We start from the raw sequence: 13,957 nt of genomic DNA, 5'->3' as shown, positions 1-13,957 counted from the left end.
TATTTTCTGTAGCCCGATGAATCATGTAACCCTGTTGCCGCGGCTTTCTGTCCCCTCTTCACGCTTTTCGCTCATACAGAATGCTGCGGAAATATGCCAGATCCAGTAAATAAAATTTATGTATCTCAACTGTCGGGAATACCTGTTGGGTGTCGCCACCCACAAAGCCATAGTCTTTGTAATGTTAATAATTTACAAATGACTTACAAATGACACGAATTGCTAAATGATTCCCTTTGTCGACGATTTACATTATTAATCACTATCGTTACTATACCAAACGAAACTAATGAGGCTAAAGATTATGGAAAGCTCGTTTACGCCCATAGAACAAATGCTTAATTTCCGCGCCAAGCGCCAGGCAAACTTCCCTTACCAAGAGATTCTGCTGACCCGTCTTTGTATGCATATGCAAAGCAAGTTGCTGGAAAATCGCAATAAAATGCTGAAAGCGCAGGGAATCAACGAAACGTTGTTCATGGCTCTCATTACGTTAGATGCTCAGGAAAACCACAGTATCCAGCCTTCTGAGCTAAGCTCTGCGTTGGGTTCTTCGCGCACCAATGCGACCCGTATTGCCGATGAACTGGAGAAACGCGGTTGGATTGAACGCCGGGAAAGCGACAATGACCGCCGGTGTCTACACTTGCACCTGACGCCTGCCGGAGAAGCATTTATCGGCCAATTGCTGCCACCGCAGCACAAAGCTCTGCATTTCCTATGGTCCACGCTAAATGACGAAGAGCAGCAGCAGCTTGAAAAACTGACGCGTAAACTCTTGGCCCGCCTGGATAAGATGGAAATTACAGAACAGTTATCCCAATAATTTCTGTTCAGGTACTTTATTTATGCGATCCCCGTTGAACTGGAGATTTACCCCGCTGTGCGCCGTTTTACTGCTGGCGGGGTGTGCATCAACCGACAATATCGGCCCGCAATCCCAACTGCTAGACCCGCAACACCTGCAGCTTGCGCAGCCCAAAGTCAGCTCACTGGCCGTTAGCCCGCAGTGGTGGCGCACGCTGAATGATCCACAGCTTGATGCGCTGATGGCCCAAACGCTGCAAAATTCGCCGTCGCTCAAACAAGCGGCTGCCCGCGTGCGTGCAGCCCAGAGCGTGGTCGGTGAAGCCAGTGCCGCCAACGGCCCGAAGCTGGATCTTAACGCCAGTAGCGATCGCCTGCGCGTCTCGCAAAATACCAATCAGGGTTTCGGTTACCCAACATCGCCGATTTATGAAACCAACAATTCACTCGGCCTGAATCTGGCCTATGAGTTTGACTGGTGGGGCAAATATCGCGATCGGGTCAACGCAGCCAAAGCACAGGTTGATGCCGCGCGCGCAGAACAGGCACAAGCGGCGCTGGCGCTGACCAGTTCGGTGGCTTCGGCCTATTATCAGTTGCAGGCCAACTATGCGCTGGAAAAAGTGCTGCAGCAGGAGGTCAGCAACCACCAGCGTTTGGCCGAATTGCGCCAACAACAGTATAAGGCCGGGATCTATGGCGTTGATGTGCCACAGCAAACGCTGGCACAGGCGGATGGAACCAAACAGCAGATCATCCAGTTGCAGTCACAGATTGAGCAGCTTAAGCATCAGTTGGCCGCATTGGCGGGCCAAGGGCAGAATGCGATGCAGTCTTTGCATCCCGTGGCTTTGCCTACAGCAGAACTGCTGGCCCCTAAAGGAGAACTGACCGCCGACTTACTGGGCAAACGCCCGGACATCGCGGCACAGCGCCAACTGGTCGAGTCATACGACAAACGCGTCAGCGCAGCGCGTAAAGAGTTTTACCCCAGCCTGTCGATTTCAGCCTTTGCCGGTTTGAATACCACCCATGTCGGTGGCACCAACCCTAATCTGCTTGAAGCGGCGAGCCAAGCGTGGAACGTGATGCCAGCGCTTTCTCTGCCCATCTTCCACGCGGGTGCGCTACGCAGCAAGCTGGGCGAGGAGTCTGCACTCTATGATGAAGCCGTGGAATCCTATAACCAAACTATTCTGAATGCAGTGCAGGAAACGGCGGATGCCATTACCGTTCAGCAAAGCAGTGCCAAACAGCTGCAGCAGGCGGCTTCGGCTTCACAATCCATGCAGCAGGTGTACCGAGTCGCAAGCGCCCGCTACCAGGCAGGGATTATCGGGCGTGACGAACTGTTGACCAGCCAAATGCAGCTACTACAGCAGCAACAGGCAGAACTGAATGCCAGCAGCAATCTGGTGCAAGCAAAAATTGGATTGGTTCGTGCGTTGGGGGGTGGCTATCAGGCCCCGGCGGCGGCGGATTCGAAAGTATAACCAAGAGATCTAGAGCGTGGAGAAAAGCATGAGTGCAAGCGAGGAAACTCAAACCCCGCCGCAACCGAAGAGCAAAAAAAAGCAGCGTAAATTTTGGCTGTTGCTGCTGACGGTTGTTTTTATTGCTATTGGCGTAGCCTATTTAGTGTACTGGTTCCTGGTGCTGCGTCATCATCAGGAAACGGATAACGCCTACGTTGCCGGTAATCAGGTGCAAATCATGGCGCAAGTGTCTGGTAGCGTAAACAGTGTGACGTTCGACAATACCGATTTTGTCCAGAAAGGGGATGTTCTGCTGACGCTCGATCCTACCGATGCCGAGCAGGCGTTTGAACGTGCCAAAACCGCGCTGGCCAACAGTGTGCGCCAGACACATCAATGGGTCGTTAACAGTAAGCAGTATCAGGCCAACATTGCGTTGCGCAAGTCCGAACTGAGCAAAGCAGAAAACGATCTCAAACGCCGCGTGGTGCTGGGTAGCGTGGATGCGATTGGCCGGGAAGAGTTGCAACACGCACGTGAAGCGGTAGACGGTGCAAAAGCGGCGTTGGAAGTGGCAGTGCAGCAATACAACGCCAATCAGGCCATGGTGCTGAATACCCCACTGGCAAAGCAACCCGCCATTCTGCAGGCGGCTGCGCAGATGCGTGATGCCTGGATGGCGCTGCAACGCACCCGGGTGATCAGCCCGATCACTGGCTTTGTTTCACGCCGTAGCGTGCAGGTCGGCGCACAAATCTCGCCAGGAATGCCGCTGATGGCGGTGGTACCGGCTGACCATCTCTGGGTCGATGCCAACTTTAAGGAAACCCAAATCGCCAACATGCGTATTGGCCAACCGGCAACCGTGGTCAGTGACGTTTACGGCAGCGACGTGGTGTTCCAAGGCAAAGTGGTGGGTATTGATATGGGTACTGGCAGCGCCTTCTCGCTGCTGCCTGCGCAAAACGCTACCGGTAACTGGATCAAGGTGGTGCAGCGTTTGCCAGTGCGTATTGAGCTTGATCCCAAACAGATTGCTGAGCATCCGCTGCGGATCGGTCTTTCGACATTGGTGACCATTGACACCAGCAATCGCGATGGGCGCGTCCTCTCCGATGTGGTACGTGAGCAACCACGTTATGAAACCAGCGCACTGATGCTGGATCTGGCCCCTGTTGACCAGATGATCGCCGATGTGATCCATGCAAACGCAGGTTAAGCGCATGGGAGGCTATCTTGGCACAAAAACCGCTTGAAGGTGCCCAGCTTGCCTGGATGACGGTCGCTCTCGCCATGGCGACCTTTATGCAGGTACTGGACTCCACCATTGCCAACGTTGCGATACCGACCATCTCCGGTAACCTCGGGTCTTCCAACTCGCAGGGAACCTGGGTGATCACCTCGTTTGGGGTGGCAAACGCCATCTCCATCCCGATCACCGGTTGGCTGGCAAAGCGTATCGGCGAAGTGCGCTTGTTCCTGTGGTCCACGGCACTGTTTGCCCTCGCTTCCTGGCTGTGTGGTATTTCCAACAGCCTGGGCATGCTGATTTTCTTTCGCGTGATCCAGGGTGTGGTGGCCGGGCCGTTGATCCCGCTGTCGCAAAGTTTACTCTTAAACAACTACCCTCCCGCCAAACGCGCGATGGCGCTGGCGCTCTGGTCGATGACCGTGATCGTTGCGCCGATCTTCGGGCCGATTCTCGGCGGGTATATCAGCGATAACTATCACTGGGGCTGGATCTTCTTTATCAACATCCCCATCGGGCTGTTCGTGATCCTGGTGGCAATGTCGACGCTGAAGGGCCGCGAAACCAAAACCGAGATCAGGCCGATCGATACCGTCGGGCTGATTCTGCTCGTGGTGGGCATCGGCTCGCTGCAAATCATGCTCGATCAGGGGAAAGAACTGGATTGGTTCAGTTCGACGGAGATTATCGTCCTGACGGTGGTAGCCGTAGTCTCTCTGGTGTTCCTGGTGGTGTGGGAACTCACCGACGATCACCCGGTAGTGGATTTATCGTTGTTCAAATCGCGCAACTTCACTATCGGCTGCCTGTGTATCAGCCTGGCATACATGCTGTATTTCGGGGCAATTGTGCTGTTGCCACAGTTGCTGCAGGAGGTGTATGGCTATACCGCCACCTGGGCCGGGCTGGCATCTGCGCCGGTCGGGCTGATCCCGATCCTGCTGTCACCGATTATAGGTCGCTTCGGTAACCGCTTGGATATGCGGCGCCTGGTGACGTTCAGCTTTATTATGTATGCCGTGTGCTTCTACTGGCGCGCGTATACGTTTGAACCGGGGATGGATTTTGGCGCTTCGGCGTGGCCGCAGTTTGTGCAGGGCTTCGCTATTGCCTGCTTCTTTATGCCGTTGACCACCATAACTCTTTCAGGGTTACCGCCAGAGCGCATGGCTGCCGCATCGAGTCTGTCGAACTTTGTGCGTACGCTGGCTGGCTCTATCGGCACGTCAATCACTACTACCCTGTGGACCCAGCGCGAATCAATGCACCATGCGCATTTGACCGAGTTTGTGAACCCGTTCAATCCGCAATCGCAGGAGATGTACACTCAGCTTGAACAGCTCGGGATGAGCAAACAGCAGGCCTCAGTATATATTGCCAATGAGATCACGGCTCAGGGGTTGATTATCTCAGCCAACGAGATTTTCTGGCTGTCTGCCGGGGTGTTCCTGATCCTGCTGGCACTGGTGTGGTTCGCCAAACCGCCATTCAGTTCCGGTGGCGGCGGCGGTGGTGCTCACTAACCATACAACTAAAACGGGTGCTTGCAGAACCTGTTTCAGACTGCTGACAAAGCCCGTTATTAGGGGGAGCGTGCCGAAGGGGTCGTAGCGGCGTAAGCCGCCGGAGCGCCCCTCGGTGCGCTAGACCCGGGTATCTAGGATTAAACAGCCACTTTGTTATCAACATCAAACGGGTGCTTGCGAGCACCCGTTTTTTCTTCTTGCTTCTGCGTATTTAAGTTACGCCTGATTCTGACGCCACCAGTCGGCCAGCAGAATACCGGTCGCCACCGAGACGTTCAGGCTTTCTACCTTACCAGTGCCGCCGATAGACACGCTCATATCCCCTTGTTGCCAGGCGCTGTCGCTCAGGCCATCACGCTCTTGCCCCAATACCAGCACCATTTTGGCTGGCAGTTTGGCCTGTGCCAGAGTGGTCCCTTTGTGGCTAGAGGTGGTTACAATGGTATAACCGGCCTTGCGGAAGGTATCCAAGACCGACAGGAAATCATCAGCGTTAATTGCCTTGATATGTTCTGCGCCGCCTTCTGCAGTGCGCACCGCTGCACCCGACTCCAGCAAAGCCGGATCCTGCAACAGCACGGCATTAACACCAAAATGCGCACAGGAGCGCATAATTGCCCCCAGATTATGCGGGTTGCCCACTTCTTCCAGCGCCAGCACACAATCTTTGGCCGGGGCGTTCTGCAAGTAGGTCTGCGCCTCCAAACCCTGACGTTTCTTGATCAGGAAGCACACGCCACCATGGTGTTCAGTGCCAGAGGCTTTCGCCAGTTCTTCCTCATCCACCACGTGGTAAGCCTTGCGGTTCGCCGCCATCCAGCGCAGCGCTTCGCGAAAACGCGGCGTGACCGACTGCACGAACCAGGCACGCACAATGGCGTCCGGGCGGCTGGCGAACAGCGCTTTACAGGCGTTTTCACCATAAACACGGGTTTCTTCTGCACGTTGGCGGCGTAGCTGCTCTGGATCGATAAAGCTTTTGCCGCTGATGCCACCGTGATCAAACGCCGGTTCTTCTGCCGGGCCACGGGATACGGTTTTCCAAGGGGAATCGTAACCACCACGATCTTCAGTGCGCGCCGGGCGACGTGGACGATCGCTGTCACTGCGGCGGGAATCGGTACCACGGCGGTCATTACTACGCGCTTTATCCTGATTGCTACGGCCACCAGCGCGTGCATTATCAGCCGGGCGGCCTTTGCCTTCCGGACGCTTATTCTTGTTACGGTTGTCGCCGCTGTCATCGTCACTGCGGACGTACATCACCTTCACCTTACCGTTCTTGCCACTAAATGAGTCGTTCATTGTCTTCTCCACCAACGCGCAGGGCGCGAAGATTACCTGATGTTGGTACGCTAAGCCACCAACTTGCGCAAAAGCCAGCAACTATCACACCCATCGAGCAAATCACTTGGTTCGATGCAGCGTTTTTGCCGATAATAAACAATATTGAGGATACATATTCGCGGCCTATACTTTACATAATCCGAGTTGCCCGTTCCGCAGCCATACCTGTGCAACTTGAAGTATGATGAGTATCTACCGCTGTGCCAGCACCCGAGGTAACCATGAATACAGTTTGTGCAGCATGCAATGCCATCAACCGCGTACCTGAAGATCGCTTGGCCGATGGCGCTAAATGTGGCCGCTGCGGCCATGAATTATTCAGCGGCGAAGTGATTAACGCCACTGCCGCCACCCTTGACCACCTGTTGCAAGATGATCTGCCAGTCGTGGTCGACTTCTGGGCCCCTTGGTGCGGCCCGTGCCGCAACTTCGCCCCGATCTTTGAAGAAGTGGCTGAAGAACGTGCTGGCAAGGTGCGTTTCGTGAAGGTCGATACCGAAGCTGAACCCGAACTGAGCGCTCGTTTCCGTATCCGCAGTATTCCGACCATCATGATGTTCCGTGAAGGCAAAATGGTCGATATGCTCAATGGTGCCATGCCGAAAACGCCGTTTGATAACTGGCTCAACGATTTAGTTTAACGCAAAAAGCCTGGCAGCGCCGCCGATTGTTTAGCGTACCGATTAAAGCCCGGTTGGTTCTCCTGCCGGGCTTTTTCTATGTGGTGATTTATTACTTCAACCGCCGTGCCGCTTACCTGCAACTCTGAGTATTTTGGGTATACAATAACGGTTTTTCTCAGGATCGTTATGACTGACAACGCTGTACTCCGCCTGCGCCAATTCCGTTTAGCCCAGGCTACCCGCCCGTTTCGAGCTCGCGGCTGCCGTGCGGTACGCTGTCAACATTGCCTGTTACCACAGCAGAACTGTCTGTGCGCTACCATTAAGCCACAGTTGGCCAACAGCCGATTCTGCCTGATCATGTTCGGCACCGAGCCACTCAAGCCCAGCAATACTGGCCGCCTGATCGCCGATATCTTGCCAGACACCCAGGCTTTCCTCTGGTCACGTACCGAGGTCGATCCCGGCTTAATCGAGGCGATCAACGATCCAGGCCGCCAACCTTACGTGGTTTTCCCGGCTTCCTATGCCGATCCCGAACGCCTGGTGTTCAGTGAATTACCGGCCAACGGAAAACCGCCGCTATTTATCATGCTTGATGGCACTTGGGCGGAAGCACGCAAAATGTTCCGCAAAAGCCCCTATCTGAATCCATTCCCGGTCTTCTCGCTGAACGTGCTGGCGGCCTCCGGTTACCAATTGCGCGAAGCCAGCCGCACCGAGCAGCATTGCACCGCCGAAGTCGCCGCTGCGTTGTTGCAACAGGCTGGGGACGAACAGGCTGCTGCTGGCCTTGTGCAACATTTCAATTACTTCCGCGCCCAATATCTGGCAGGGAAAGCTTGCCGCTCAGAGGCATCGGTCACAGCAAACCTGCCACAAAGCGCCTAAAATCAGGCGATAAGTTATATACACAGAGAGTTAAGGGATATCAGGAGCCGTATATGAGCCAGCGAGGATTAGAAGCACTGTTACGCCCCAAGTCGATCGCCGTGATCGGCGCTTCGCAGCAATCTAATCGCGCCGGTTATCTGATGATGCGCAACCTGCTGGCCGGGGGTTTTACTGGCCCGATTTTACCGGTGACCCCTCGCTACAAGGCCGTGTGCGGTGTCATGGCCTATCCCAATGTCACCAGTTTGCCGCTGACGCCCGATCTGGCCGTGTTGTGCGTTAACGCCCAACGTAATCTGCAATTGATTGAGGAACTGGGGGAACGCGGTTGCAAAGCAGCGATCGTGCTCTCTGCGCCTCATCAGCAATTCGCCGAGCTCAAAGCCACCGCACAGCGTTATTCGATGCGGCTGCTCGGGCCAAACAGCCTGGGCCTGCTTGCACCGTGGCACGGCATTAATGCCAGCTTTTCGCCGGTTCCTATCCAGAAAGGTAAACTGGCGTTTATCTCCCAGTCCGCCGCCGTAGCCAATACCGTTCTGGACTGGGCACAACAGCGTGAGGTCGGTTTCTCTTATTTTATCGCGCTGGGTGACAGCTTGGATATCGACGTTGATGATTTGCTCGACTTCCTGGCGCGCGACAGCAAAACCAGTGCTATTTTGCTGTACCTGGAAAATATCAACGATGCACGCCGTTTCCTTTCCGCTTCACGCAGTGCCTCACGCAATAAACCGATTCTGGTGATCAAAAGTGGCCGCAGCCAGCAGGCGCAACGGCTACTTAACAGCCAGCAAGGGCTGGATGCAGCCTATGATGCCGCCATCCAGCGCGCCGGTTTGTTGCGAGTGCAAGACACCCATGAACTGTTTTCCGCCGTAGAAACCTTAAGCCATATGCATCCGCTGCGCGGTGAGCGGCTGATGATTATCAGCAATGGTGCCGCCCCCGCCGCCATGGCGCTGGACGAATTGCTGGCGCGCAATGGCAAACTGGCTATGCTGACGGAAGAAACGCAGGCGAAACTTAAAGCGGCCCTGCCAGAATTTATTCATGCCAACAATCCTATTGACCTGCGTGATGACGCCACACCACAGCGTTATCTGGCAGCTCTGCAGCCATTGCTGGATAGCCAAGACTACGATGCGTTGTTGTTGATCCATGCCCCGAGCGCGGCGTCACCGGGCACAGAAACCGCCGAACGGCTGATTGAGGCGATACGACAGCATCCGCGCGGTAAACGCATCACCTTCCTGACCAACTGGTGTGGGGAATATTCTTCGCAGGAAGCACGCCGTCAGTTTACCGAAGCCGGGATCCCCACCTATCGTACGCCAGAAGGGGCCGTCACCGCGTTTATGCATATGGTGGAATACCGCCGCAACCAGAAACAGTTAAAAGAAACCCCTGCGTTGCCGGTAGGGCTGACCGCCAATACCGCCGATGCACACCGATTAATCGATCGGGCACTGACGGAAGGAGCGACTCAGCTCGATACGCACGAAGTACAACCGATTCTGCAAGCTTATGGGCTCAGCACGCTACCAACCTGGATCGCCGGTGACAGCGCCGAAGCAGTCCATATTGCCGAGCAAATCGGCTACCCGGTGGCGTTGAAACTGCGCTCACCAGATATACCGCACAAATCGGAAGTACAGGGCGTTATGCTGTATCTGCGTACCGCCATCGAAGTGCAACGCGCGGCAGAAGCGATCCTCGACCGGGTAAAACGCACTTATCCGCAGGCGCGGATCCATGGGCTCTTGGTACAGAGCATGGCTAATCGGGCCGGAGCGCAGGAGTTACATATTGCCGTAGAGCAAGACGCCATCTTCGGCCCATTGATTATGCTGGGCGAAGGGGGGGTCGAATGGCGGCAGGAAAATCAGGTTGCCGTTGCGCTACCGCCGTTAAATATGGCTCTGGCACGCTATCTGGTCTTGCAGGCGGTGAAAGGCGGCAAAATCCGTAGCCGCAGCGCATTGCGCCCGCTTGATATCCCCGGTTTAAGCCGCCTGCTGGTTCAGGTTTCCAACCTGATTCTGGATTGCCCACAGATCTCACGCCTGGATATTCACCCGGTACTGGCTGCCGGTAACGAGTTTACCTTGCTGGATGTGTCCATGCAGCTCGCCCCTTTCAGCGGCGATCCGCAGGCACGGCTGGCTATCCGCCCGTATCCCCATGAACTGGAAGAAACCATTACTTTGAAAGATGGTTCACAATGCCTGTTCCGCCCGATTCTGCCGGAAGATGAACCTGCCCTGAAGCATTTTATCGATCTCGTTACCAAAGAAGATCTCTATTACCGCTATTTCAGTGAGATCAACGAGTTTAGTCATGACGATTTGGCTAACATGACGCAAATCGACTACGATCGAGAGATGGCTTTCGTGGCCGTGCGTAATGGTGAAGAGATTATCGGTGTCACCCGTGCGCTTTCTGATCCAGATAATACCGATGCTGAATTCGCCGTGCTGGTGCGCTCCGATCTGAAAGGGCTGGGCCTCGGCAGGCAACTGATGATGAAGCTTATCGGCTATGCGCGTGCGCGTGGGCTGACCCGTCTGACTGGCATTACGATGCCGAATAACCGTGGCATGGTGACTCTTGCGCAAAAACTGGGCTTTGCCGTCGATATCCAGATTGATGAAGGTATTGTCAATTTAACCTTGCCGTTACAGGCTAGCGTAACGCCGTGACCTCTGTCGCAATGCGCTACGAATCCACCACTTAACGCCAAAAAATACGCGCAATCGGGCAAGTAGTGGTATTATCCCCGGTTATTCGAATGATGGTTTTAATGCGAGTGGCATTCAGGCCATCCAAACATGAGAGAAGAAGCGCACTGTGATGTTGTCAAAATTTAAACGTAGTAAACATCAACAACACCTTGCACAACTGCCCAAACTCCCCCAGACGGTTGCTGATGTCCGTACCCTTTATGCACCGTCAGATTTCCGCACCACGCTGCTGGAATCGATCGCCAATGCAACAACGCGGATTTATCTGGTTGCGCTCTATTTGGAGCATGATGACGCTGGCCGCGATATCCTTGAGGCGCTTTATCAAGCCAAACAGCGGCGTCCAGAACTGGAGATTTGTGTTCTGGTCGACTGGCATCGCGCTCAGCGTGGGCGTATTGGCGCTGCGGCAGCCAATACCAACGCCGATTGGTATTGTGCCATGGCGGCACAACACCCACAGATTTCGGTTCCGGTCTATGGCGTTCCCGTCAATACCCGTGAAGCCCTAGGCGTGTTGCATCTGAAGGGCTTTGTGATTGACGATACCGTCATTTACAGCGGTGCCAGTATTAATGATGTGTACCTGCACCAACACGATAAATACCGTTACGATCGCTACCAGTTAATCTCCAACCAGGTACTGGCTGATACCTTGATCGATTACATCAAGCATCACTTACTGGTCGCTGGTGCGGTGCAACGTCTTGATCGTGACGATCGGCCAAAAAGCCCGGAGATCAAAAACGAAACACGTATGTTCCGTTTTGCCCTGCGCCGTGCCAGTTATCAGTTTCAGGGTACAGCAGGCAATGATGAACTGGCAGTCACACCACTGGTGGGGCTCGGCAAACAAAGCATCCTGAATAAAACCATTCATCATCTGATGGCCAGTGCCGATCAGAAACTGACACTGTGCACACCTTATTTCAATCTGCCAGCCCTGTTGGTGCGTAATATTATTTATCTGCTGCGCCAGGGGAAACAGGTGGAAATCATCGTGGGTGATAAGACGGCTAACGACTTCTATATTCCAGAAGATCAGCCGTTCAAAATTATCGGTGCACTGCCCTATCTTTACGAAATCAACCTGCGCCGTTTCTTGAGCCGCCTGCAACGCTATGTTGATACCGGGCAACTTATTGTTCGCCTGTGGAAAGATGGCGACAACAGTTATCACCTGAAAGGTATGTGGGTAGACGATCAGTGGCAATTAATCACAGGTAACAATCTTAATCCGCGTGCTTGGCGGCTGGATCTGGAAAATGCGATCCTGATTCATGACCCCAAACAGGAAATGCGAGAACAGCGTCACAAAGAGCTGGAGATGATCCGTACTCATACCACTGTGGTTAATCATTATCTTGAGCTACAGAGCATCCAGCAGTATCCGGTCAAAGTGCGTAAGCTGATCCGCCGCTTACGTCGTATCCGTATTGATCGATTGATCAGCCGTATATTATAACCGCGCGCTAATCGTCTCCTCGTGCAGCCCGGCAATGCCGGGCTTTTTTGTCTGGCTGGCTACGGCTTGTACCACAATTAGAGTTCGAGCTCTTTACCCTTGCGGTGTAGCCTTAATGACACCAACATTGCCAGCAAACACATCGCAGAGACATACCAAAAGAAGGCCTGCTCCACTCCGAAAGACTTCAGCGACAGTGCAACATATTCAGCCGAACCGCCAAACATGGCGTTAGCTACCGCATAAGACAGGCCGACCCCTAATGCCCGCACTTCTGGTGGAAACATCTCTGCTTTCAACAACCCACTGATCGAGGTATAGAAACTGACAATAAACAACGCCAGCACGATCAGACCGAATGCGGCATAAGGGCTGGTAACGTTTTTCAGGGTAAACAGAATTGGCACCGTCAGCAGAGTCGCCAGCGAGGTAAAGATCAGCATCGAACTACGGCGGCCAATCTTATCCGACAACGCTCCTATCAGCGGCTGCAACAGCATATAAATGAACAGCGCGGCGGTCATGATAACGCTGGCCAGTTTGGCGTCCAGACCGGTGGTATTGACCAGGTATTTCTGCATATAAGTGGTGAAGGTATAAAAGCTCAGCGAGCCGCCAGCAGTAAAACCCAGCACCATCAGGAATGCCTTACGGTTTTTCCATAACCCTTTCAGTGAGCCAGCATCTTTATGGCTACGGGTTTTCTCGTCGGATGTTTCATTCAGTGAACGGCGCAGAAACAATGCCACTACCGCCAACGCCGCACCCAGCGCGAACGGAATACGCCACCCCCAAGCCTTTAGCTCTTCAGTGGAAAGGATCTGTTGCAAACCGACTAGAACCAACAACGCCAGCAATTGACCGCCAATCAGCGTCACATATTGGAAGGAAGCATAAAAACCACGCCTCCCCTTCACCGCCACCTCACTCATATAGGTGGCGCTGGTACCATATTCACCGCCAACCGAGAGTCCCTGAAATAATCTGGCAATCAACAACAAGGCTGGAGCCCAGCTCCCGATCGCTTCATAGGTCGGCAAACAAGCAATTGCCAGCGATCCGGCACACATCATGCACACCGATATCAACATTGAGTTCTTTCGACCGTGTCGGTCGGCAATATAGCCAAATAACCAACCGCCGATTGGCCGCATGAAGAAACCAGCAGCAAAAACGCCAGCAGTCTGCAATAGCTGTGTCGTACTGTTACCTGCAGGAAAGAATGAAGCGGCAAAATAAATTGAGCAAAAGGAGTAAACGTAAAAATCAAACCACTCCACCAGGTTCCCCGATGAAGCTCCAACAATAGCGAAAATACGCTTCTTTTTATCTTGTGCCGCCAAGTCGGCACTTTCCTCATTATCAATAACCAAGGTGGTTTCTGCCATTGTATTTCTCCATTCTAGTCCAGCAATATAAGCCGATGTATTGTCAGTTAATTGTTTCTTAATTGTTTGTTTTTAGTTAACAATAAATCCTGACAAGAGGCTAAACATAACGGGTAAAACAGGGGGGCAAACGTGAGTTTTGTGATAGAGATTAAATAGTAGGGTGTAACTAGATGAAAAAACGTTAAATTTTGTTCTTAAAAACGCAAAAAGGCCATCCTTGCGGATGGCCTTCTACGGGTTTGATGCCTGGCAGTGTCCTACTCTCGCATGGGGAGACCCCACACTACCATCGGCGCTACGGCGTTTCACTTCTGAGTTCGGCATGGGGTCAGGTGGGACCACCGCGCTATTGCCGCCAGGCAAATTCTTTCTCATTCCAGCCGTTACATTACATACCCTTCTACCGTATGCACGCAACCACCAGAACCAATCTCGG

At 53.6% G+C, this 13,957-nt stretch carries 10 protein-coding genes and 1 rRNA gene; 8 read left to right on the top strand and 3 right to left on the bottom strand.

The window, feature by feature from the left end:
- Positions 1-304: 304 nt before the first annotated feature.
- Genes mprA through emrB form a run of 4 tightly spaced genes read left to right on the top strand, consistent with a single transcriptional unit; the run spans position 305 to position 5,054 of the window.
- The gene (gene mprA / locus IV04_RS18905; protein WP_037403894.1) at positions 305-826 is read left to right on the top strand and encodes a transcriptional repressor MprA; all 522 of its coding nucleotides are present in this window, start codon (positions 305-307) and stop codon (positions 824-826) included.
- A gap of 22 nt (positions 827-848) precedes the next feature.
- Positions 849-2,300, top strand: a complete 1,452-nt coding sequence (locus IV04_RS18900) for an efflux transporter outer membrane subunit (protein ID WP_037403891.1) — start codon at positions 849-851, stop codon at positions 2,298-2,300.
- 28 nt (positions 2,301-2,328) lie between these two features.
- Positions 2,329-3,501, top strand: a complete 1,173-nt coding sequence (gene emrA, locus IV04_RS18895) for a multidrug efflux MFS transporter periplasmic adaptor subunit EmrA (protein WP_037403890.1) — start codon at positions 2,329-2,331, stop codon at positions 3,499-3,501.
- Between the two features lie 14 nt (positions 3,502-3,515).
- The gene (gene emrB, locus IV04_RS18890; protein ID WP_161782106.1) at positions 3,516-5,054 is read left to right on the top strand and encodes a multidrug efflux MFS transporter permease subunit EmrB; all 1,539 of its coding nucleotides are present in this window, start codon (positions 3,516-3,518) and stop codon (positions 5,052-5,054) included.
- 219 nt (positions 5,055-5,273) lie between these two features.
- Here the strand turns inward: emrB and IV04_RS18885 are convergent, their stop codons facing one another.
- Positions 5,274-6,362 carry a tRNA/rRNA methyltransferase gene (locus tag IV04_RS18885; protein WP_037404627.1) on the bottom strand — a complete coding sequence of 363 codons (1,089 nt, stop codon included), beginning with the start codon at positions 6,360-6,362 and terminating at the stop codon, positions 5,274-5,276.
- Between the two features lie 263 nt (positions 6,363-6,625).
- Here IV04_RS18885 and trxC point away from each other — a divergent pair, with 263 nt between their 5' ends.
- From trxC to pssA, 4 genes are all read left to right on the top strand, one after another.
- Complete coding sequence (gene trxC / locus IV04_RS18880) at positions 6,626-7,045, top strand: thioredoxin TrxC (RefSeq protein ID WP_037404626.1); 420 nt, start codon at positions 6,626-6,628, stop codon at positions 7,043-7,045.
- Positions 7,046-7,213: 168 nt separating this feature from the next.
- Positions 7,214-7,918 (top strand): tRNA-uridine aminocarboxypropyltransferase, encoded by a 705-nt coding sequence (locus tag IV04_RS18875; protein ID WP_037404625.1) that lies wholly within the window; start codon positions 7,214-7,216, stop codon positions 7,916-7,918.
- A 53-nt stretch (positions 7,919-7,971) separates the two neighbouring features.
- A complete protein-coding gene (locus IV04_RS18870; protein ID WP_037404624.1) occupies positions 7,972-10,623 on the top strand; it encodes a bifunctional acetate--CoA ligase family protein/GNAT family N-acetyltransferase in 2,652 nt (883 codons plus the stop codon).
- Positions 10,624-10,774: 151 nt separating this feature from the next.
- A complete protein-coding gene (pssA, locus tag IV04_RS18865; RefSeq protein WP_037404623.1) occupies positions 10,775-12,130 on the top strand; it encodes a CDP-diacylglycerol--serine O-phosphatidyltransferase in 1,356 nt (451 codons plus the stop codon).
- A gap of 77 nt (positions 12,131-12,207) precedes the next feature.
- On the opposite strand, the gene IV04_RS18860 is transcribed toward pssA, so the two are convergent.
- Positions 12,208-13,518, bottom strand: a complete 1,311-nt coding sequence (locus tag IV04_RS18860; RefSeq protein WP_037404622.1) for an MFS family transporter — start codon at positions 13,516-13,518, stop codon at positions 12,208-12,210.
- Positions 13,519-13,765: 247 nt separating this feature from the next.
- Positions 13,766-13,881 (bottom strand): 5S ribosomal RNA (gene rrf, locus IV04_RS18855).
- Positions 13,882-13,957 lie beyond the last annotated feature (76 nt).

This window comes from Serratia sp. Ag1 (assembly GCF_000743355.1).
Classification (GTDB): Bacteria; Pseudomonadota; Gammaproteobacteria; order Enterobacterales; family Enterobacteriaceae; genus Chania.
The sequence above is the reverse complement of the archived record's forward strand: the minus strand, read 5'-3'. Positions and strand labels throughout refer to the sequence as shown.